The organism is Gelidibacter sp. F63206, from assembly GCF_023015735.1.
The window spans coordinates 1-23,170 of the sequence record NZ_JALKAU010000078.1 but is presented as its reverse complement, the minus strand read 5'-3'; the positions used below and the strand labels follow the sequence as shown (position 1 = coordinate 23,170).

At 39.6% G+C, this 23,170-nt stretch carries 15 protein-coding genes, 2 tRNA genes and 3 rRNA genes; 11 read left to right on the top strand and 9 right to left on the bottom strand.

The features are described 5' to 3' along the window. Positions 1-97 precede the first annotated feature (97 nt). The 4 genes from MWU32_RS04420 to dapF are packed head-to-tail and all read right to left on the bottom strand — an operon-like array spanning position 98 to position 3,348. Positions 98-1,003 carry a DUF2279 domain-containing protein gene (locus MWU32_RS04420; RefSeq protein WP_246938144.1) on the bottom strand — a complete coding sequence of 302 codons (906 nt, stop codon included), beginning with the start codon at positions 1,001-1,003 and terminating at the stop codon, positions 98-100. Between the two features lie 4 nt (positions 1,004-1,007). Beyond that, entirely contained in the window at positions 1,008-2,051 is a 1,044-nt protein-coding gene (mltG, locus tag MWU32_RS04415; protein WP_246938142.1) for an endolytic transglycosylase MltG, read from the bottom strand. Further along, positions 2,051-2,578, bottom strand: a complete 528-nt coding sequence (locus tag MWU32_RS04410) for a GNAT family N-acetyltransferase (RefSeq protein ID WP_246938140.1) — start codon at positions 2,576-2,578, stop codon at positions 2,051-2,053. The genes mltG and MWU32_RS04410 overlap by 1 nt, the downstream gene beginning before the upstream one ends. Then, the gene (gene dapF / locus MWU32_RS04405; RefSeq protein ID WP_246938138.1) at positions 2,575-3,348 is read right to left on the bottom strand and encodes a diaminopimelate epimerase; all 774 of its coding nucleotides are present in this window, start codon (positions 3,346-3,348) and stop codon (positions 2,575-2,577) included. The genes MWU32_RS04410 and dapF overlap by 4 nt, the downstream gene beginning before the upstream one ends. 176 nt (positions 3,349-3,524) lie before the next feature. On the opposite strand from dapF, the gene MWU32_RS04400 reads away from it, so the two are divergent. From MWU32_RS04400 to MWU32_RS04350, 11 genes are all read left to right on the top strand, one after another. Further along, positions 3,525-4,943: a trypsin-like peptidase domain-containing protein gene (locus tag MWU32_RS04400; RefSeq protein ID WP_246938136.1), complete on the top strand. Its 1,419-nt coding sequence runs from the start codon at positions 3,525-3,527 to the stop codon at positions 4,941-4,943. A gap of 182 nt (positions 4,944-5,125) precedes the next feature. After that, positions 5,126-6,574 carry a glyceraldehyde-3-phosphate dehydrogenase gene (locus tag MWU32_RS04395; RefSeq protein ID WP_246938134.1) on the top strand — a complete coding sequence of 483 codons (1,449 nt, stop codon included), beginning with the start codon at positions 5,126-5,128 and terminating at the stop codon, positions 6,572-6,574. Positions 6,575-6,715: 141 nt separating this feature from the next. Continuing rightward, a complete protein-coding gene (locus MWU32_RS04390) occupies positions 6,716-7,333 on the top strand; it encodes a tRNA (guanine-N1)-methyltransferase (RefSeq protein ID WP_246938132.1) in 618 nt (205 codons plus the stop codon). 373 nt (positions 7,334-7,706) lie between these two features. Continuing rightward, the gene (gene trmD / locus MWU32_RS04385) at positions 7,707-8,384 is read left to right on the top strand and encodes a tRNA (guanosine(37)-N1)-methyltransferase TrmD (protein ID WP_246938130.1); all 678 of its coding nucleotides are present in this window, start codon (positions 7,707-7,709) and stop codon (positions 8,382-8,384) included. A 287-nt stretch (positions 8,385-8,671) separates the two neighbouring features. Continuing rightward, complete coding sequence (rplS, locus tag MWU32_RS04380; RefSeq protein ID WP_246938128.1) at positions 8,672-9,022, top strand: 50S ribosomal protein L19; 351 nt, start codon at positions 8,672-8,674, stop codon at positions 9,020-9,022. A gap of 695 nt (positions 9,023-9,717) precedes the next feature. Then, on the top strand, positions 9,718-10,290 hold the full coding sequence (locus tag MWU32_RS04375; RefSeq protein ID WP_246938126.1) for a pentapeptide repeat-containing protein: 573 nt from the start codon (positions 9,718-9,720) through the stop codon (positions 10,288-10,290). 94 nt (positions 10,291-10,384) lie between these two features. Next, positions 10,385-12,625: an NADP-dependent isocitrate dehydrogenase gene (locus MWU32_RS04370; protein WP_246938124.1), complete on the top strand. Its 2,241-nt coding sequence runs from the start codon at positions 10,385-10,387 to the stop codon at positions 12,623-12,625. A gap of 106 nt (positions 12,626-12,731) precedes the next feature. Continuing rightward, positions 12,732-15,107 carry a TonB-dependent receptor gene (locus MWU32_RS04365; protein ID WP_246938122.1) on the top strand — a complete coding sequence of 792 codons (2,376 nt, stop codon included), beginning with the start codon at positions 12,732-12,734 and terminating at the stop codon, positions 15,105-15,107. A 3-nt stretch (positions 15,108-15,110) separates the two neighbouring features. Then, positions 15,111-15,926 carry a DUF4249 domain-containing protein gene (locus MWU32_RS04360; protein ID WP_246938120.1) on the top strand — a complete coding sequence of 272 codons (816 nt, stop codon included), beginning with the start codon at positions 15,111-15,113 and terminating at the stop codon, positions 15,924-15,926. 219 nt (positions 15,927-16,145) lie between these two features. Beyond that, positions 16,146-16,976, top strand: a complete 831-nt coding sequence (gene murQ / locus MWU32_RS04355; RefSeq protein WP_246938118.1) for an N-acetylmuramic acid 6-phosphate etherase — start codon at positions 16,146-16,148, stop codon at positions 16,974-16,976. Beyond that, a complete protein-coding gene (locus tag MWU32_RS04350; RefSeq protein WP_317235149.1) occupies positions 16,924-17,184 on the top strand; it encodes a DUF6095 family protein in 261 nt (86 codons plus the stop codon). The genes murQ and MWU32_RS04350 overlap by 53 nt, the downstream gene beginning before the upstream one ends. Before the next feature lie 320 nt (positions 17,185-17,504). Here MWU32_RS04350 and rrf read toward each other — a convergent pair. The 5 genes from rrf to MWU32_RS04325 form a co-directional block, all read right to left on the bottom strand. Then, a 5S ribosomal RNA gene (gene rrf, locus MWU32_RS04345) occupies positions 17,505-17,613 on the bottom strand. A 127-nt stretch (positions 17,614-17,740) separates the two neighbouring features. Beyond that, positions 17,741-20,584: ribosomal RNA gene (locus MWU32_RS04340) — 23S ribosomal RNA — on the bottom strand. 220 nt (positions 20,585-20,804) lie between these two features. Then, positions 20,805-20,878 (bottom strand) — tRNA-Ala (locus MWU32_RS04335). A 79-nt stretch (positions 20,879-20,957) separates the two neighbouring features. Continuing rightward, a tRNA-Ile gene (locus MWU32_RS04330) sits at positions 20,958-21,031 on the bottom strand. Between the two features lie 203 nt (positions 21,032-21,234). After that, positions 21,235-22,757, bottom strand: a 16S ribosomal RNA gene (locus MWU32_RS04325). Together the 16S, 23S and 5S rRNA genes with 2 tRNA genes alongside form the textbook arrangement of a ribosomal RNA operon. Between the last annotated feature and the right edge of the window lie 413 nt (positions 22,758-23,170).

Genomic DNA, 23,170 nt, shown 5'->3' with positions numbered 1-23,170 from the left:
TCTTTGTAAAGCCTTTTATATTTTTTAGCAGACTTAAATTTCAGCGTGCAAAGGTATGGTTTTTTATTAAACCCTCAAAATTAATCGCTTAAGGTCTCTAAAAGTAGATGCCATGGAGCTTAATGCCATTTTTATCGGTAAACTCCAAAGCGGGAAAAGGCACCTTAATTACGTTCAAAACATCAAAAACGGACTTTAATACATGTGATTTTGTTTCTATCCTTGACAAATCTACGTCTAAACTCAAATAGAATTGCCGTTTTCTGTTTTTGTTAGTAACAAAGTTGTTAACAGGCTCATTATGAGCAAATACCATGCCATCTGCACTATAGCCTACGGCAAGATTCAACCATTTAGGAATATGATCACTATTTATGAAGGAATGTATATTTAAACTCAACCAATAGGTTTGTCCGTTATAATCCTTTAAAACCTCTTCTAAAAACCCGTTACCCAACATTTCAGGATTTAATTGAGCATACTTAGTCTGATGAAATGAAAATTTTAAAGTCATCCGTTGTTCTTTCCAAAGCAGGTCTTGGCCAATATAAAGTCCAGTGCCAACACCATTGGCCATTATATCTCCCCATGAAAAACCCCATTCTTTACTAAAACCATCAAAAATTTCAACGGCAGTTAAAAACGTGAATCCTAATGTGGAACCGTACATCAATTGTTCTTTTTTACTGGCGCCACTCCAATTTAAAAGGTTTGCTCCCATCCTTCCTAATTGGTATGACGAAAAAACATGGCCCATTTTATCCATCTGTAGCCATTCATTATTGTCGTTTATGGTGTGGAAATTGGATCGCTCATAATCTGCATACCACAGCTGATCGAGCGCCAGTAGAGTTAAGCCACCAATAGTTGCTTCTGATATATAAACAGCAGTCCTTCTTGAGGTATTGAGAGTGTCACTTGGAGTTAGAAATTTGTCAATTTTGGATTGTGAATAAACTGAAGTAGTGAGAAATAAAATTAAAATAAATTTTAATCCTGGCATAATTTTACCTGTTTACCCCTTGCTGATTAATCCAACGTACATATTCCTGTCTGTTGACATTATGCTGTGACAAGGTCTTGGCAAACTTGTGATATCCAAAATTCTTGACATCTGCCACAAAATAATAATAATCGTGCTTCTCATAATTAAGGACCGCATCTATTGAACTGATGTCTGGCATTGTAATTAAGCCAGGTGGCAATCCGGCATATTTATAGGTATTGTAAGGAGAATCTATTTCCAAATCTTTATAAAGTACACGTTTGATAACTTGGTCAAAATTGCCAGAAGTGAGTTTAATTGCATAGATTACGGTTGGGTCTGCCTGTAATGGCATCCCTATTTTTAATCTATTCATATATACACCTGCAACTCTTTTCCGTTCATCAACCTTAGCGGTCTCTTTTTGCACAATGGATGCCATGGTCATAACTTCATCTGGCGTCAAGTTGAGCGCCTTCGCTTTTGCCATCCGTTCATCATTCCAAAAGCGATTATACTCTTTTAACATGCGCTCTCTAAACTGTTCAGCAGAAGTGTTCCAGAAAAACTGATAACTATTGGGAATATACATTCCCAATGCTGTTTTGGATGAAAAGCCATTCGATTTTAAAAATTCAGGAGAAGACATGACGGTAAATAATTCCAAACTATCCGCTTCAATTTGAGTAGAAATCCGACCCGCCAATCGCTCCAAGGACTCTTGATTGTTAAATGATAGCTTCACAGGAATATTATTACTCCTAATGGAATTAATAATATCATTATTGTTCATTCCTTTCTTTATGGCATACTTACCTGCTTTAATGTTTGTCGTGTATTTTTTGCGTTCAGCAAGAGCGTCAAATTTATCTATATCTTTCAATAAAGGCTCCAGTTCCGCCCTAACTTCTTTATACGTAGCATTGGTTGGAATCTTAATATAAGCAACATCGTTATTGAACGCCGTGTTAGAGACAAACATGGTTTGATAAATCGTGTAGGCGATGAAACCTGCTACCACTAAACCGATGAGGACAATGGCAATGAGAATTTTTTTTATATACATTAGGAATTGATGAGTTGTAATAAATATTCGTTCTTATATGTTTTGTTACTGAAAACCCAGTCTTTTTTAAGACCTACAATTTCAAACCCTTGATTGGTAAACAGCTTAATGCTTGCTTTATTATCTTCTAAAATGTTGCAATAGAGTTGATGCAGATTAAGATGTTTAAAACTGTAATCGATCAATAACTGGAGAGCTTCTTTACCATATCCTTTTTGTCTGTCTCCAAGATGCCGGATCAGTACACCGATACCAGCGCGACTGTTTTTAAAATCGAAATCAAACAAATCAATCATCCCCAAAGGTTGACCAGCATAATTGGAAATAACTAAACGCAACTGTTTAGCCTCATAAATATCAAGATGCGAATTTGCTAAATATTCTTTTAATATGTATTGGGAATATGGTGTTTGGGTATGACTCAATTCCCATAAGGTCTCATCATTTTCGATACGGCTTAAGAAACTTAAATCTTCAGGTTCCAAGGCTCTTAAATAGATGTGTTTTCCTTTTAATGTTTCCTTCATATTTCACCTGTAAAAACCTGGACCGCCGGACCAATTAACCAAATGTTTTTATAACCCTCTCCATTTTTCTCAAAAGACACCTGAAGGGTTCCACCTTCTACATTTAAAGTGATCAAGTTTTTTTCGGTTTCTCCAATATAATTCATCGCAAGAGCAACTGCAGTTACTCCTGTCCCACAGGACAAGGTTTCGTCTTCAACACCACGCTCATAGGTTCTTACTGAAAACGACTCGTCAGAAATCTTGGAAACAAAATTCACATTGCTTCCAATGTCATTGTAAGGAGCACCATATCTAATTTCAGACCCAACTCTTTTTATGTCAAGCTCTGTCAAATCTGATTCGATTTGAACATGATGTGGTGATCCCGTATTTAAAAATACGTGCGATTCAAATCTCTCTAAATGACTAACATCCTGCATTTGGAGTTTTACGGTTTCTTTTTCTATCACTGCATGGTGCACCCCATCTACAGCCTCAAAACTTGTGCTGTGCTCAATAATGCCAAGGAAATTTGCAAAGGCTACAATGCATCTCCCACCATTACCGCACATTGAGCTTTCGTTCCCATCAGAATTGAAATACACCATTTTAAAATCTAAAGAATCGTGGTTTTCTAGTAGGATAAGTCCGTCAGCACCAATGCCAAAACGTCGGTCACATAAAAATTTTATGTATTTGGTATCATTTTTGTCAAAGGATAGATAACGATTGTCAATCATTATAAAGTCATTACCTGTACCTTGATATTTAAAGAATGTCTGTTTCATAGATTTGGCAAATATAAGAATTATTGACGGTTTATAGAGGTGTTAAACGAGCGTTAAAGTTGACGTTAAAATCCGTTAAACAAACACTTTTGATATAACAAAAAGCTAATTTTAATCGTTATACACTCACATTTTAACATTTAAATTTTATAATTCACTAATAAACTATATTTCTAATGAAAAAGATTTTGACCCTAATTTTAGTATCTGCATTAGGCGGAATCATGACTCTTTCTGCCTACAAGTTTTTTATTGAAAACGATAATGAAGTTCAGATCGGTACTATTAGTTCAGATTCAACTCTATCTTATTTTCCTACAAGCCATAAGGCTGTAGCTTCTTATGGCACCTTAAATGTCCCAGATTTCACAGAAGCTGCAAATGATGCAGTACATTCCGTAGTCCACGTAAAAAACTTGACTATCAGCAGAGCGCCAATGACATTGCAAGACTTATTCATGGGCAGAAACACAGAGCGTGCTCAAGTCGGTACCGGGAGTGGCGTTATTATTTCACCAGATGGCTATATAATTACGAACAACCATGTCATTAATGGGGCACAAAAGCTTTCCATAACATTAAATGACAACAGAACATATGATGCCGAACTTATTGGCACAGATGAAAAAACGGATATTGCATTATTAAAGATTGAGGCTGAAACAGACTTGGCTTTTGCCACTTTTGGCGATTCTGATCAGGCAAAGGTAGGTGAATGGGTTTTGGCTGTGGGCAATCCATTTAATTTAACTTCTACGGTTACCGCCGGAATTATTAGCGCAAAATCAAGAGACCTCTCTGGGGTAAACGCGCAATCATTCATTCAAACTGATGCCGCAGTGAATCCAGGTAATTCAGGTGGAGCGCTTGTCAATACACGAGGTGAACTTATTGGTATCAATACAGCCATCACATCACAAACTGGCTCATATATAGGGTACTCCTTTGCCGTACCGAGTAATATTGCCAGAAAAGTTGTTGAGGATATCATGGAATTTGGTAATGTTCAAAAAGGTGTATTAGGAGTCAGAGGGGGCGAACTAAATAGCAAATCTGCTGAAACCTTTGAAGTTAATACAACCCAAGGATTTTATGTGAGCGATGTTGAAGCCCGTTCAGGGGCGGAAAAAGCTGGTGTTAAAAAAGGAGACATCATCAAGAAAATTGATAATATTACCATTTCAAAATTCTCTGACTTAAGTGGTTATTTGAGTACAAAACGCCCAAATGACGTCGTTACTTTGACATTAATAAGAAATGGTGACGAAAAAATAATTCCAGTCACCTTATCCAAGACCGAAATTTTGACCGTCGATTTTTTGAATATGCAATTGAGAAACATCCCGAGCGAACTCAAAAAAAGCGCAAATATCACTAATGGTGTTGTGGTCGTCAAAAACGAGAATTATGCCCTTTATAAAAACTTAGGCATCAATAGAGGCTATATCATTACAGAAATCAACGATCAAAAAATTAATGACGTAGAGGATATCATAAAATTAAAACAGCAACATGGCGATGACTTTGATAAAAAGTTAAAAAAATTATCAATCATCAATAATTCAGGACAAAAAGAGAGCTTTATTTTTAAATAGAATTGAGCGACTTACATCCCATTCACAGCCCTATAGTACTCAACTTTACTATAGGGTTTTTTATTTCTTCAAAACGTTACGAAAACGATTGAAATATATTACTTTTGCAGTCCGAAACATCGGAAAAAAAACACAACATCAACGTGTCTTCGCTCCATGAGGATACATAAAATTTTAAAACAATGAGTTTGAACGGAACTTATGAAAACGAATTGGCTTTTCAGGCAGATAGACGAAAAGCAACAGTTGAATTTATTAAAATAGTCAGCGATTTATGGTATGACAAATCCATTGAGCTTGTACTTTTCAGAAATGAATTGATTGACAGAAATGTCAGTGACATCTTAAACCTGCACGAATACGCCGGCGAGTTTGTTCAGAAACCAATCTCAATCTTCGATTCTGTTGAAATTGCTCAGGCCATCAAAACCTTAGATATTCCTCCAGCCAAATTGGATATTGGGAAACTGACCTATGAGTTTCATTTGGAAGATCAAAAATACTCCAATGCTACCGCTTTTGTTGCTAACAAGCTAAAAAGCGCAAGAAAAATTGAATCCATAAAACCTAAAGATGTGGTCTTATTTGGTTTTGGAAGAATTGGTCGATTATTGGCAAGAGAGTTGATGGCAAAAACAGGCAAAGGCAGCCAAATGCGTTTGAGAGCTATTGTTACCCGTGGAAAAATTGATCAAGTCGTTTTAGAAAAAAGAGCCTCCTTACTTCGTAATGATTCTGTACATGGCGATTTTTCCGGAACTGTAATTACAGATCTAAAAAACAGTGCACTAATCATCAACGGTACGACCGTTAATGTCATCTCTGCAAATGCTCCAGAAGATATCGACTATACCAAATATGGAATAAGGGATGCCTTGGTCATTGACAATACAGGCGCTTTCAGGGATCAAGAAGCTTTAAGTAGGCATCTAAAATCAAAAGGTATCAGCAAGGTGTTATTGACCGCACCTGGTAAAGGACTTCCTAATATTGTTCACGGAGTTAATCAATTGGATTACGATCCGGATAATGTGGATATTTTTTCAGCAGCTTCCTGTACCACTAATGCCATTACGCCAGTATTAAAAGTTGTTGAAGAGACATTGGGTGTAAAACATGGCCATTTGGAGACCATCCATTCCTACACCAATGATCAGAATTTAGTTGATAATTTCCACAACAAATACCGTCGTGGACGTGCCGCAGCATTGAATATGGTCATTACAGAAACAGGCGCAGGCAGTGCGGTCTCCAAGGCTCTACCATCATTGGAAGGAAAATTGACTTCCAATGCCATCCGAGTTCCTGTACCGAACGGCTCATTGGCAATATTGAACTTAGAGCTTAAAAAGCCTACATCTCTCGATGGCATTAATACCATTATGAAAAAATATGCTTTGGAAGGCAATCTTGTAGAGCAGATTAAGTTTGAATTGAATGATGAACTTGTATCCAGTGATATTATTGGATGTTCTGCTCCAGCAATTTATGATAGCAAAGCGACTATTGTAAGAGATGGGGGTAAAAATATCATTTTATATGTCTGGTATGATAATGAATACGGCTATAGTCATCAAGTCATCAGATTGGCCAAATATATTTCAAAAGTGAGACGTTTTACATATTATTAAAACAAAACATCTAAAATAAAATTTCAATCGTATATTAAAATAGCCTCCTTATCGTGAGGCTATTTGTTTTAAATATTAGCATACATCTACATATTTTTTTTATCTTGTTCAAAATTTAACCTCATCAGTAAAATCAAACCAATGTATTCATTAAAAACCCTAAGCCTTACTCTCATTTCCTGCCTGTTTTTTATCGTTTCAAATGCTCAACAATCTGCTAAAGATGAAAACGACAAACTATCACTAACTGAAGGTACGGTAGACAATCAGTTTGAATATGTAATTCAAAGATCAAACAACTACCAGGATTATAAAGTGGTCAAGAAGACGTGGTTATATGCATTAAAGGCCCATACTATGGATTCTTTAAAGGCCATCCGTAAAGACTTAGTGGATACACAGACTGTTGTGGATAGTCAGGCTGTCGAAATCAAAACTTTAAAAAGCAATTTGTCTGAAACCCAATCTACGCTTGAGGCTACCAATGAAGAGAAGGATAATATGGCATTATTCGGTTGGCAAATGAGCAAAAGCAATTATAATGTATTGATGTGGAGCATTATTGCCGCTCTTTTCGCATTCTTATTGATATTTATTTATAAGTTCAGGAATAGTAATTCTGTGACAAAATTGGCCAAAAAATCGTTGTTAGAAACGGAAGAAGAATTTGAAGAACACAGACGTACGGCCCTTGAACGCGAACAAAAAGTAAGGCGGCAGTTGCAGGACGAAATCAATAAACAAAAAACCATAAAATAAATCTGAAAGAAATCTGTAAGAAATCTGTAAGAAAACTTACAGATTTTTTTTATAGATTCCATTTTTGCGGAAGTACGGACACAATACAGAAAAATTGAATACTTTTTTTCGCATCTTTGCAATTAACCAGAACCATATTTAAGCACTGTCCTTTATTGAATGGCTTTAATCCTAAAAAACAACTGAGGTGTAAAAACTTCAGTATTTAGAAACATTGTCGCCTTTTAGCAATCAAAGAAAATTATTGGACAAGTGTTTTTTTTCTCAATTGATTCTGAAAATACATATTCTAAATACCATATAGAAATGACCGCAGATTTCTTCAGTCTTTTTTTGAACACTGTGGACTGCCGTTAACTGAAGACTGAACAACATGCGCATAGATATCATTACAGTTTTACCGGAGTTACTTAAAAGTCCTTTTGAGGCCTCTATATTAAAACGTGCCATCGAGGCCGGATTGGTCGAAGTCCATTTTCATAATTTAAGAGATTATACAACTGATCGCTATAAATCAGTAGACGACACGCAATTTGGTGGTGGTGCAGGAATGGTCATGATGATCGAACCTATTGACAAATGCATCTCCCAATTGAAACAAGAACGTGATTATGACGAGATCATTTATATGACGCCAGATGGCAACACCTTAAATCAAGGCATGGCCAACACCCTTTCATTAAAAGAGAATATTATTATTCTGTGCGGACATTATAAAGGGGTAGACCAGCGTGTAAGAGATTTTTTGATAACCAAAGAAATCTCAATTGGAGATTATGTACTTTCCGGGGGCGAATTGGGAGCGGCGGTTTTATGCGATGCCATCATACGACTTATTCCAGGGGTGTTGGGCAATGAAACTTCGGCATTGACCGATTCTTTTCAAGACAACCTATTGGCACCGCCTATTTACACAAAACCAAGAGAATATAAAGGCATGAAGGTCCCTGAAGTTTTATTTTCTGGACACTTTGCGAACATCGAGAAGTGGCGAGAAGAACAGGCCTACGAGCATACCAAGAACAGACGGCCGGATTTACTGGAAGGTTAAAGTTGACGCCGCGGTGAAAGCTCATAGGGATAATTGTTGATTGTTGAATTTTAATTTTTAGTTAAAGGATCTTATTATTTGGTACTTCATACTTGGTACTTAACACTTGATACTCGACCGTCTCCCAATCTCTAATTCCTACAACATCCAGAACAACAAGAAACAATATTTTTTTAAAATATTAATTGCTAATTATTAATTATTCCTTACTTTTGCATCCAATTTCAGATCAACCTCTGACGATTTACGTGAATGTTGGTTTGGATCAATCTTAAAAATTAAAAGAAATGAATTCTTTAGTAAAATTTGTACAAGACGAATTTGTAGAAAAAAAAGAATATCCTCAATTCGGTGCTGGTGACACGATCACTGTGTATTACGAAATTAGAGAGGGTGATAAAAAGCGTACACAGTTCTTTAGAGGTGTGGTATTGCAACGTAAAGGTTCTGGTAGTACAGAAACATTTACCATCCGTAAAATGTCAGGAACAATTGGTGTAGAGCGTATCTTCCCAATCAACCTTCCAGCACTTCAGAAGATTGAAGTGAACAAGAAAGGTAAAGTTAGACGTGCCCGCATCTTCTACTTTAGAGGTCTTACCGGTAGAAAAGCAAGAATTAAAGAAAGAAGAGGATAATCGCCTCAGACATACAGTTATTAAAAGCCTTGATTTTGTTCAAGGCTTTTTTTATGAACAAATGTTAATAACTCAAGTTCATAGTCGGTTGATAACTAAACAGTCCGAAATTTTGGCAAACAAGTCATTTTTTTGTAAATTAGTAAAACGATTTGATAACAACCTCTGTGTTGGTTTCAACTTTAAAAATTGAACTTGATTCAAATTGTATAAAGTAACGTTCTTTATAAGATTGTTTTTTGAGATTTTTTAAGTGTCACGTGTATGCGTGAAGGCTGAAAAATCATGATACTTTAAAAAGTGCCTCATGCTTAGGCAGGTTGTAACTAGTAAAGTTGAAAGTTTCCAAAGATAGTAGCAACGAAAGTGAATACTAAGGTAGGAAGCAATGTTTTAAATCTTGTAGGTCGTGAAAGCGAATTGCAAGAGTTATAACATCAAGAAAAACAATAAACCGAAACATTTCGCTAACAGGTCAATACATTTTGAAAGTTAAGGAATGTTTTATTGAAATAGTAAACTTGAATTGAAAAGGACGATTGTAAAGCGTGAGTTTTAGTCGGCCGATTTAACAGCAATGTTAATTAGATCATGTCACTGTTTCAAAGAAAGCCATGTCAAGGTAGTTTAGCTACAATGATATGGCTTTTGTTTTTTAATAGATTACACTTATCTTTCGATCTTCAATCCATCCCATGACACTAGCCCATATTGATTCCCAACATTTCTCTAATATCGATTTCACCGAAGACCTATTTAAAAAAGCAGAATATGACAATTGCACATTCACGAACTGTAATTTTACGGAGGTTGATCTGTCCTCTGTTACGTTCATAGAATGTGAATTTGACACCTGTAATTTTAGTAATGCCAATATCAAACACACCATCTTTAGAGAAGTTGATTTTATGGATTGTAAAATGATTGGACTCCAATTCCAGGATTGCAATCCATTTTTGCTGTCGTTTATATTCTCAAATTGTCAATTGCAATTCTCATCCTTCTATAAACTAAAACTAAAAGGAATCAGGTTCAGCAACTGCAATCTCAATCAAGTCAATTTTGTTGAGACTGATCTTAACAATGGCCTATTTGATAATTGCGATTTCAAACATGCTGTTTTTGAGAAAACCAATCTGAAAAACAGCGACTTAAGCTCCTCGGAAAACTTTGTGATACACCCTGAAAACAACACTATCACACGAGCAAAATTCTCAAAAGAAAATGTCTTGGGATTATTACACCACTATCAAATAAGCATTGTTTAATTGAGTGCTTTCGGCTTTCTATGCTAAACTCATTTTTGTATATTTGCACAGCCTAATTTCGGGCATATTTTTAAAAATTAAATTCACAGTACTTATGGCGAAAACTTCCACTATCATTTATACAAAAACAGATGAAGCACCTGCTTTGGCAACACGCTCGTTATTACCAATCATAAAATCATTTACAGCATCGTCCAATATTGATATCGTTACTAAAGACATTTCATTGGCATCTCGTATTTTGGCCCTTTTCCCAGATTATTTAAAGGGAGACCAAAAAGTATCGGATGCACTAGCCGAATTGGGAGAATTGGTAAAAAAGCCTGAGGCAAATATCATTAAGTTACCAAATATAAGTGCTTCTGTTCCTCAACTTAAGGAGGCGATTGCCGAATTACAATCACAAGGATTTAATATTCCCAATTATCCTGATGAAGTTCAGACAGATAAAGACAAAGACATTAGAGCACGTTATGATAAGGTAAAGGGTAGTGCAGTAAACCCAGTACTTCGTGAGGGGAACTCAGATAGACGTGCACCGAGAGCTGTAAAGAACTACGCCAAGAAGAATCCACATTCAATGGGTGAATGGTCGCCAAATTCAAAAACAGAAGTAGCTACCATGTCCCATGGCGATTTCTTTCACACTGAAAAATCATTGACCGTCTCTAAAGCCGATACCGTAAGTATTAAATTTATTGGGGAAAATGGTAAGGAAACTGTTCTAAAGGAGAACTTAAACTTAAAAGATGGTGAGATTATTGATGCTTCAGTAATGCGAAAAAAAGCATTGTTAGAATTCTTGCAAGAAGCAGTTTCTAAAGCCAAGGCTAAAGATGTCCTGCTTTCAGTACATTTAAAGGCTACCATGATGAAGGTTTCTGATCCAATCATCTTTGGGCACGCCGTGGAAGTATATTTTAAAGATGTGTTTGATAAATATCACAACGAATTTAAAGAAATTGGATTCAGTCCAAGTAATGGATTAGCGAATTTATATGACGAATTAAAAGAGCTTCCCGAAGCTAAACGCAAAGAAATAAAAACCGCCATTGCAGATGCAATAGCTAACGGACCGGATTTGGCCATGGTCAATTCGGATAAAGGAATCACCAATCTTCATGTCCCGAGTGATGTGATTATTGATGCCTCGATGCCAGCAATGATCAGAACTTCTGGTAAAATGTGGAATGCGCAAGGGAAGCCTGAAGATACATTAGCAGTTATACCTGATAGTAGCTATGCTGGTTTGTACGAAGCCACCATCGATTTCTGTAAAAAACATGGGGCTTTTGACCCAACAACCATGGGAACAGTTCCTAATGTTGGACTGATGGCACAAAAAGCCGAAGAATATGGTTCCCATGACAAAACTTTTGAAATGACCAATGACGGCAAAGTTGTGGTCATCAATTCAGAAGGAAAAACCATCATTGAACACGATGTTGAAAAAGGAGATATCTGGAGAATGTGCCAAGTCAAAGATGCACCAATTCAGGATTGGGTAAAATTAGCTGTAACGAGAGCAAGAGCTTCTGATACCCCAGCCGTTTTTTGGTTGGATAAAAACAGAGCGCATGATGCTGAATTGATCAAAAAAGTAAATCAATACCTTCCAAATCACGATACAAATGGATTGGATATTAGAATCCTTTCCCCAGCAGAAGCAACAACGTTTACTTTGGAGCGAATAAAAGATGGAAAAGACACGATTTCTGTCACCGGGAATGTGTTACGTGATTATTTGACAGACCTCTTCCCTATTTTAGAGTTGGGAACAAGTGCAAAGATGTTATCTATTGTGCCTTTAATGAATGGCGGCGGATTGTTTGAAACTGGTGCCGGAGGATCTGCTCCTAAGCACGTCGAGCAATTTGTTGATGAAAATCATTTACGCTGGGACTCGTTGGGAGAGTTTTTGGCTTTGGCGGTATCTTTAGAACATTTAGCTCAGACAAATGACAATCCAAAAGCCCAGATCTTAGCAGACACATTAGATGAGGCTACTGGGAAATTATTGGACAATGGAAAATCACCTTCACGAAAGGCAGGCGAATTGGACAACAGAGGTAGTCATTTCTATTTGGCACTCTATTGGGCAGAAGCATTGGCCAACCAATCTTTGGACATGCACTTGCAGCAAGAGTTTAAGACTCTGTCAGAAGTGCTAAAATCCAATGAGAGTGCTATCAACTCAGAACTTATTGAAATTCAAGGAAAACCGGTGTCAATTGGTGGTTATTATAATCCAAATGAAGATATGATCAATACAGCCATGAGACCCAGTTTGACGCTGAATGCGATACTTAACAATAAAGCTAAAAGTATATCATAAGTCGATTGTTTATTTGTTTACAATTATTCCTAAATAATTAAACAATATTATCACAAAAAGCTCCTTTTATCGAGGAGCTTTTTTTATTTTTAATAAAAAATTGCAAATGACCTCCAAACTCAAAGTCCATTTATGGCTGATGCTATGTTTGCCCATATATATAATTGCCCAAGAAAAATTTACACTTAGCGGAAAAATAACAGATGAACTTAGTAATGAAACCTTAATTGGTGTCAATATTATCTTTCCAGAGCTCCAAACCGGAACTATTACCAATGAATACGGCTTTTATTCCATCACCTTATCCGAAGGGACTTATAAGTTTCAAATCAGTTATTTAGGTTTCAATAGTATTTCCGAAACCATCACTATGGATAAAAACAAAACGCTCAATTTTAAACTTACTGAATCCACGGAAAGTTTGGACGAGATTGTCATTATTGAAAATGTGGAAAAATTGAACATTCGTAAACCGCAGATGAGTGTCAATTCGCTATCTATAAACACAATAAAACAAATGCCAGTAATCTTGGGAGAGGTCGATATTCTCAAATCAATAACCCTTTTACCTGGAGTCAGCAATGCTGGTGAGGGTTCATCAGGATTCAATGTCAGAGGTGGTGCAGTAGATCAAAATCTAATTCTTTTGGACGAAGCTACTATTTTCAATTCATCCCATCTTTTCGGATTGTTTTCGGTCTTCAATCCAGATGCCATTAAGGATTTAAAACTCTATAAGGGAGGAATTCCGGCAAAATATGGAGGACGTGTATCTTCTGTTTTGGATATTTATCAAAAGGAAGGCAACAGCAATAAGTTTCATATGAACGGAGGCATTGGCATTGTTTCGAGCAGACTGCTTGCTGAAGGTCCTCTCGTTAAAGAAAAAGGGTCGTTTTTATTAGGTGGTCGTTCAAGTTATGCGCACTTGTTCTTTCCCCTTTTTGACCTCGATAGCAAAGCCTATTTTTATGATCTAAACACCAAAATAAGTTTGCATATCAATAAAAACAACAACATCTACCTCTCTGGTTATTTTGGGAGGGACGTTTTCCAAATCTCTGACAGTTTCGATAATTCCTACGGAAATACAGTTTTAAATTTTCGATGGAACCATTTATATTCAGATAAATTATTCTCGAATATGTCCCTCATCTATTCGGATTATTACTACGGGCTAACCCTCAAATTCGTTGAGTTTGATTGGATATCGGGAATCAGAAATTTCAATCTCAAATATGACCTTAAACATTATATCTCTTCCAACTTTAAGCTGGAATATGGATTGAACAGTCTTTACCTAACTTTCAATCCTGGGGAAATTAATCCAACTACCGAAACATCAGGAATCAATCCCTATGATCTCATCAAAAAATACGCATTTGAAAATGCTCTTTATATAGATGCGGAACATCAAATAAGTTCCAAATTTGCCATTTCATACGGAGTAAGACTAAGCTCATTCCATCGATTAGGCCAAACTGAACTAAATATTTATGAAAATGATGAGCCAGTCAGTTTTAATGAAGAACTTCAAGTTTATGAAAAGGCAGAAGCTATTGGTGTTGACACGTATCAAAGATCTGATGTAATAGATTCCTTCGTTAATTTCGAACCGCGATTGGCCTTAGCATACCAACTCAATGATAATTCCTCAATTAAGGCGAGTTATAACAGGATGAGCCAGTACCTTCACCTGCTTTCCAACACAAGTTCTCCTACGCCCTTGGATGTTTGGGCACCCAGTGGGAAATATATCAAGCCCCAATTATTGGATCAGGTTGCTTTAGGTTACTTCAAAACATATAAGGACAACAGATATACATTGGAAGTTGAAACCTTTTATAAGGACATCAAAAACCGCATCGATTATATCGATGGTGCTAACCTTATTGCCAATGACGCCATTGAACAAGTCATCTTAAACGGGAAAGCAAGAGCTTACGGATTAGAGGTTTTACTTAGAAAAAACGAAGGTCAATTAACAGGGTGGATTGCCTATACCCTCTCAAAATCTGAACAGAAAACTCCAGGCAGAACGGCTAGTGAGACAGGTATTAACAATGGTAATTGGTACAATACTCCTTATGATAAAACCCACGATATTTCCATAACTTCGAGTTATGAACTGAGTAAAAAGTGGAGTTTAAGCAGTAATTTCATTTTTCAAACAGGGCAACCTACCACTTTTCCCAATGGGCAATACGAATATAATGGTATTTCCATCCCCAATTATGAAGCAAGAAACACAAGCCGATTACCTAATTATCACCGTTTAGACGTTTCTGTCAATTATAATCCAAAGCCTAATTCAACAAAAAGATGGAAAGGTGAATGGGTTTTTGGAGTTTATAATATTTATAATCGGAAGAATGCAGCGTCAATCGCGTTTAAGGAAAACCGCGATACTGGGGTCAATGAAGCTAGTAGGTTATCCCTTTTCGGAATTATTCCTTCAATTTCATACAATTTTAAATTTTAGAAAATGAGAACTTATTTATTCATAATATCTGTACTAATTCTTCAAACCTCATGTGAAGATATTATTGAGCTAGATCTCAATAATGCAGAACCTAAATTAGTAATTGAAGCGTCTATCAATTGGGTAAAAGGCACTTCGGGCAACGAACAATTTGTAAAACTCTCACTAACAGCGCCTTACTTTGATTCTACGGTTCCCCCAGCCAACGGGGCAACCGTTGTCATAACGGATCAATATAATGTGGTTTATAATTTTGTGGAAGAAGGTGCTTCTGGAATTTACAAGAATACTGAATTTGTTCCTATTCTCAACAGCACATATACACTAAATATTACCTATAATGACGAGGTATATACGGCTAGTGAAATTCTTAAATCTGTAGTTCCAATAGATTATGTTGGACAAACCCTTGAAGGAGGTTTTTCTGGTGAAGACACCGAATTGAAAGCCTATTACACGGATCCCGAAGATGAAAAAAACTTCTATTTTTTTGAATTCATAAGCGATATACCAGCCATCCCATCCTTGGCGGTCTATGAAGACCGGTATAACAATGGCAATCAGATTTTCGGATACTATTCAGAGGAAGATTTAGATATTGGAGATCAGGTGACGATCAGGAACCATGGAATTTCTGAACGTTTTTATAACTACATGTTCATTTTGCTCCAACAAAACAGCAATGGAGGCGGCGGGCCGTTTGAAACCCATCCTACCGTCGTTAAAGGCAATTGTGTCAATCAAACAAATCCCAACAATTTTCCGTTAGGATATTTTAGACTTTCAGAAGTAGCGGAAGTCATATATACAATTCAGTAGTAGTAGTAGTAGTAGTAGTAGTAGTAGTAGTAGTAATGTAAATTCTGATTTTCATCCTACGTCACAATCGTTTTGTGCACCTATCGACCAACAGGTTGATATAAGTAAATAAGGAATAGTCAGAAATTTTTAAGCGAAAAGGCACAAAAAGAATGTTCTCGATAGCACTAACCCAATCGAATTGATAAAGCCCTTAACAAAATTTCGTATTTTTGCACTATGCAATTTACTAAAACTACAGAACAAGATTCATCCTACGATCATTTAGAAAAAATGAGCGTTTCTGAATTACTGTCAAACATCAATGCAGAAGATAAAACGGTCGCTTTTTCCGTAGAGAAGGCAATGCCAGAAATTGAGGCATTGATAAAACAAATCATCCCAAAATTAAAATCTGGAGGGCGGCTATTTTATATTGGTGCGGGCACAAGTGGCAGAATGGGTGTTTTGGACGCTTCCGAATGCCCGCCAACTTTTGGTGTCAGCCCGGATTTGGTTGTCGGTATAATAGCTGGGGGCGATGGAGCAATTAGAAATGCCGTTGAATTTGCCGAAGATTCCACTGAACAAGGATGGCGTGATCTGGAAGAGTTCCACGTGAATTCCAACGATGTTGTAGTTGGTATCGCCGCTTCAGGGACTACACCTTACGTAATTTCCGCCTTGGAAGCCTGCAACGCCAATAATATTATAACAGGATCTATTTCTTGCAACCACAATAGTCCGCTATCTCAAACCGCACAATTTCCCATAGAAGTCATTGTAGGTCCAGAATTTGTAACAGGAAGTTCCAGAATGAAGGCAGGTACCGCTCAAAAACTGGTATTGAACATGATATCGACAGCTGCTATGATTCAATTAGGAAAGGTTAAGGGGAACAAAATGGTAGATATGCAATTGAGCAATAATAAATTAGTGGATAGAGGCATTAAAATGCTAATGAAGGAGCTTAATATTGATTTTATGGAAGCTCAAACACTTTTAGATACTCACAAAAATGTCAGGTCTGCAATTCAATACTACACTCATGGAAACAAAGCGCACAAATAAGAATCTCTTGATCAAAGGCATTCAAAATATGGGGATATGCCTGGTATTAATGTTTACAGGCCCAACCATCCTCCATCTTGCATTCAGCAATCAGGATAAGTCCACCTATATTTTAGTTCTGATTCTGGGAATTATACTATGTCTTGGTGCCATTTTCTTTTTATTTAGAGGCATCCAAATTATTATGAAGAGCTTATTTAATGACTAAATTCTTTTAATTCCACTACTCCACTAAATTTTTTGTATTTATTCTATCAACGGCATTTACAATTCTTTCGAAGAACAAGAATCTAGGTATTTAATACTATTGATTTAATCATGCCAGTGACAAGTATTTTTGTCAACAGGATTTTCTATTACCATATTTGTCTCCATTCTAAGCCAATTGTTAACAGCAATTGAAAATACACAAAAAAGAGAAGTATCTCAAGATCGTTCCGATGAAAAAAGGGTAAGGACAGATTGCGGCGGTCTTTCCTTAGAAAGCAAAAAAAAATCCCTTCATGTTTCCATGAAGAGATTCTCTAAAAAAGGCGGCGACCTACTCTCCCACGGGATGCAGTACCATCGGCGCAAACGGGCTTAACTTCTCTGTTCGGAAAGGTAAGAGGTGAGCCCCGTCGCTATAACCACCTTAAGCTTTGTCCCGCACCTGGTGCGGGATCTCTTTCTTTAAAAGAAAGACAAATATCGTGACATACTGAAAAAAGCACACTTGGTGTGTATATACATAAAAAACTGTTGTACTCTATAAAAAACAGGCGTACAATAAGCCTATGGGCTATTAGTACCACTCGGCTGTGACATTGCTGCCTTTACACCTATGGCCTATCGACGTGGTAATCTTCCACGGCCCTTTAAAGAAATCTCATCTTGTGGTGGGTTTCGCGCTTATATGCTTTCAGCGCTTATCCCTTCCGAACGTAGCTACCCAGCAATGCCACTGGCGTGACAACTGGTGCACCAGAGGTTCGTCCAACTCGGTCCTCTCGTACTAGAGTCAGATCCACTCAAATTTCTAACGCCCACAGTAGATAGAGACCGAACTGTCTCACGACGTTCTGAACCCAGCTCGCGTGCCACTTTAATGGGCGAACAGCCCAACCCTTGGGACCTTCTCCAGCCCCAGGATGTGACGAGCCGACATCGAGGTGCCAAACCCCCCCGTCGATATGAGCTCTTGGGGGAGATCAGCCTGTTATCCCCGGCGTACCTTTTATCCTTTGAGCGATGGCCCTTCCATGCGGAACCACCGGATCACTATGCTCTACTTTCGTACCTGATCGACCTGTTTGTCTCTCAGTCAAGCTCCCTTATGCCATTGCACTCTGCGCACGGTTACCAAGCGTGCTGAGGGAACCTTTAGAAGCCTCCGTTACTCTTTTGGAGGCGACCACCCCAGTCAAACTACCCACCAAGCACTGTCCCCTTTGTACAAGGGTTAGACTCTAGACAAGCAAAGGGTGGTATTTCAACAATGACTAACCTACGCCTGGCGACGCAGGATCGAAGTCTCCCACCTATCCTACACATTACTTATCCAAAACCAATACTAAGCTATAGTAAAGGTGCACGGGGTCTTTTCGTCCCACTGCGGGTAATCGGCATCTTCACCGATACTACAATTTCACCGAGCTCATGGCTGAGACAGTGTCCAGATCGTTGCACCATTCGTGCAGGTCGGAACTTACCCGACAAGGAATTTCGCTACCTTAGGACCGTTATAGTTACGGCCGCCGTTTACTGGGGCTTCAATTCAGATCTTCTGCGCCGAGGCGCATAAACCCTCCTCTTAACCTTCCAGCACCGGGCAGGTGTCAAGCCTTATACGTCATCTTTCGATTTAGCAAAGCTCTGTGTTTTTGATAAACAGTCGCCTGGACTCTTTCACTGCGGCCCCCCCGGAGGGGGGCGACGCTTCTCCCGAAGTTACGCGTCTATTTTGCCTAGTTCCTTAGCCATGAATCTCTCGAGCACCTTAGAATTCTCATCCCAACTACCTGTGTCGGTTTGCGGTACGGGCTGCTTCACTCGCTTTTCTTGGAAGTCGCTTCTCTGGATTATCACCTCGGCCGTAGCCTCGGTGTACTATCGCGGCATTGCTGCTCGCTTCAACGTGCTATTCCGTCAGCACGCACCAAATATACGCCTCCGTCACTTTTATCGTGAGCAGGTACGGGAATATTAACCCGTTGTCCATCCACTACCCCTTTCGGGTTCGCGTTAGGTCCCGACTAACCCTCAGCTGATTAGCATAGCTGAGGAAACCTTAGTCTTTCGGTGTGCGGGTTTCTCGCCCGCATTATCGTTACTTATGCCTACATTTTCTTTTGTAGCTTCTCCAGCATGACTCACATCACACCTTCGACGACACTACAATGCTCCCCTACCATCCCGTAAAACGGGATCCATAGCTTCGGTAATATGTTTATGCCCGATTATTATCCATGCCGAACCGCTCGACTAGTGAGCTGTTACGCACTCTTTAAATGAATGGCTGCTTCCAAGCCAACATCCTAGCTGTCTGTGCAGTTCAACCGCGTTATTTCAACTTAACATATATTTGGGGACCTTAGCTGATGGTCTGGGTTCTTTCCCTCTCGGACTTGGACCTTAGCACCCAAGCCCTCACTGCTGATGAACATCCTGTAGCATTCGGAGTTTGTCAGGAATTGGTAGGCGGTGAAGCCCCCGCATCCAATCAGTAGCTCTACCTCTACAGAACTATAAATCAACGCTGCACCTAAATGCATTTCGGGGAGTACGAGCTATTTCCGAGTTTGATTGGCCTTTCACCCCTACCCACAGGTCATCCGAAGACTTTTCAACGTCTGGCGGTTCGGTCCTCCATTTAGTGTTACCTAAACTTCAACCTGCCCATGGGTAGATCACACGGTTTCGCGTCTACCACTACCAACTAAAGCGCCCTGTTCAGACTCGCTTTCGCTACGGATCCGTGGCTTAACCACTTAACCTCGCTGGCAACGGTAACTCGTAGGCTCATTATGCAAAAGGCACGCCGTCATCCCGATGAATCGGGACTCCGACCGCTTGTAAGCGTATGGTTTCAGGTTCTCTTTCACTCCCTTATTCAGGGTTCTTTTCACCTTTCCCTCACGGTACTGGTTCACTATCGGTCTCTCAGGAGTATTTAGCCTTAACGGATGGTCCCGCCAAATTCATACAGGGTTTCACGTGCCCCGCACTACTCAGGATACCACTATCTAAGCATTACTTACCCATACCGGGCTATCACCGTCTATGGCCACGCTTTCCAACGTGTTCTAGTTCATCATGCTTCGAATGTCGTGGTCCTACAACCCCGATACCGCCTTAACGGTACCGGTTTGGGCTAATCCGCGTTCGCTCGCCACTACTTACGGAATCACTTTTGTTTTCTTCTCCTCCGGGTACTTAGATGTTTCAGTTCTCCGGGTTTGCTTCCCGATAAATCGGGATACCATATCTTCAATATGGTGGGTTGCCCCATTCGGATATCTGCGGATCGATCTGTATGTGCCAGTCCCCGCAGCTTTTCGCAGCTTATCACGTCCTTCATCGCCTCTGAGAGCCTAGGCATTCCCCATACGCTCTTATGTAGCTTATTGTACTTTTTGTCTTTTAATGAGTTTGCAGTCATCCCTTAGCTCGTAAACCAGGAACGACCACGTGTTACTTGATACATCCCGAAGGATATATCCGTAATATTTTTTATGTATCTTTTTTCAATATGTCAATGAACGTTTTCCTTGAGAGAAAAGAACAGAGAAAATAGAGCATAGACCAAGTCTATTGTCTTTTTTCTTTATTCTATCTTCTCAGAGATAGTGGAGAATATCGGAGTCGAACCGATGACCTCCTGCGTGCAAGGCAGGCGCTCTAGCCAGCTGAGCTAATCCCCCGTTTGAATTCAGAACTTTGAATTCAGAACCTTGAATTATGAATCCCAACTTCCAGAATTTCCTTTTCCATAGTAGTTAGTAGTCTCAGGCAGACTCGAACTGCCGACCTCTACATTATCAGTGTAGCGCTCTAACCAGCTGAGCTATGAGACTGACTTAGGCCCTTAACCCCCTGAACGGGAACTGCCAACGGCAATTGCCCTAAAGAGCGCTGCGCTCCCCGTCCGAACGTGCCTTTCCGGCGCGGGCGGGTAACCAGCTGAGCTATGAGACTCTACTATAGTATATCATTAAATCAACAGCGGGAGAACAAAACATCCCTTTTCCAATATCATTCCATGGCCGTCTTTCTCTAGAAAGGAGGTGTTCCAGCCGCACCTTCCGGTACGGCTACCTTGTTACGACTTAGCCCTAGTTACCAATTTTACCCTAGGCCGCTCCTTGCGGTGACGGACTTCAGGTACTCCCAGCTTCCATGGCTTGACGGGCGGTGTGTACAAGGCCCGGGAACGTATTCACCGCAGCATGGCTGATCTGCGATTACTAGCGATTCCAGCTTCACGGAGTCGAGTTGCAGACTCCGATCCGAACTGTGATGGGGTTTGTAGATTCGCTCCTGGTCACCCAGTGGCTGCTCTCTGTCCCCACCATTGTAGCACGTGTGTAGCCCAGGACGTAAGGGCCGTGATGATTTGACGTCATCCCCACCTTCCTCACAGTTTGCACTGGCAGTCTTGCTAGAGTTCCCGACATTACTCGCTGGCAACTAACAACAGGGGTTGCGCTCGTTATAGGACTTAACCTGACACCTCACGGCACGAGCTGACGACAACCATGCAGCACCTTGTGGATTGCCCGAAGGAAAGACCGTCTCTGGTCCTGTCAATCCACATTTAAGCCCTGGTAAGGTTCCTCGCGTATCATCGAATTAAACCACATGCTCCACCGCTTGTGCGGGCCCCCGTCAATTCCTTTGAGTTTCATTCTTGCGAACGTACTCCCCAGGTGGGATACTTATCACTTTCGCTTAGTCACCCATCCGCCAGGCGGACGGACAACTAGTATCCATCGTTTACGGCGTGGACTACCGGGGTATCTAATCCCGTTCGCTCCCCACGCTTTCGTCCATCAGTGTCAATACATTGTTAGTGATCTGCCTTCGCAATCGGTATTCTATGTGATATCTATGCATTTCACCGCTACACCACATATTCTAACCACTTCACAATGATTCAAGACAACCAGTATCAAAGGCAATTCTACAGTTGAGCTGCAGGATTTCACCTCTGACTTAATCGTCCACCTACGGACCCTTTAAACCCAATGATTCCGGATAACGCTTGGATCCTCCGTATTACCGCGGCTGCTGGCACGGAGTTAGCCGATCCTTATTCCTACAGTACCGTCAAGTCCCGACACGTCGGGATGTTTCTTCCTGTATAAAAGCAGTTTACAACCCATAGGGCCGTCTTCCTGCACGCGGCATGGCTGGATCAGGCTTGCGCCCATTGTCCAATATTCCTCACTGCTGCCTCCCGTAGGAGTCTGGTCCGTGTCTCAGTACCAGTGTGGGGGATCCCCCTCTCAGGGCCCCTATCTATCGCTGTCTTGGGGTGCCGTTACCACTCCAACTAACTAATAGAACGCATGCCCATCTCTTACCCATAAATGTTTAATGCACAACCAATGCCGGTCGTGCATACTATGCGGTATTAATCCAAATTTCTCTGGGCTATCCCACTGTAAAAGGTAGGTTGCATACGCGTTACTCACCCGTGCGCCACTCTCATTATCAGCAAGCTGATAAATCCCGTTCGACTTGCATGTGTTAGGCCTGCCGCTAGCGTTCATCCTGAGCCAGGATCAAACTCTTCATCGTTGTTCTTTTAGAGTGCCGAGGCACTCAGTACTTTTCAACGACCAAAGGAAATCCAATTCTTGGTACTCAAAATGGCTTGTTCTCTTTTTTTGTGCAAAGCACCGTTTCCAATGCTTCGCTACGCTGTCAATCCAATATGTTAATGAACTTGTTTCTCTTTTTCCTCAGCGAACCCAATCGCTAAGCGGGTGCAAATATACAACCCTTTTTTAGATCCACACAATGTTTTTGAAAGTTTTTTTTGAAAGTTTTTTTCACACTCCAATCAACCCCTAAAAACACCATTCCAATGAACCCTCTGCCGCTGCCAACGTTGCCGTTTTTTGCGGCTGCAAACATACAACCTTTTTCCGATCCGCAAAACATTTTATCGAAAATATTTTGCTTTCTTTTTCCAAGGATGTAAATGAACT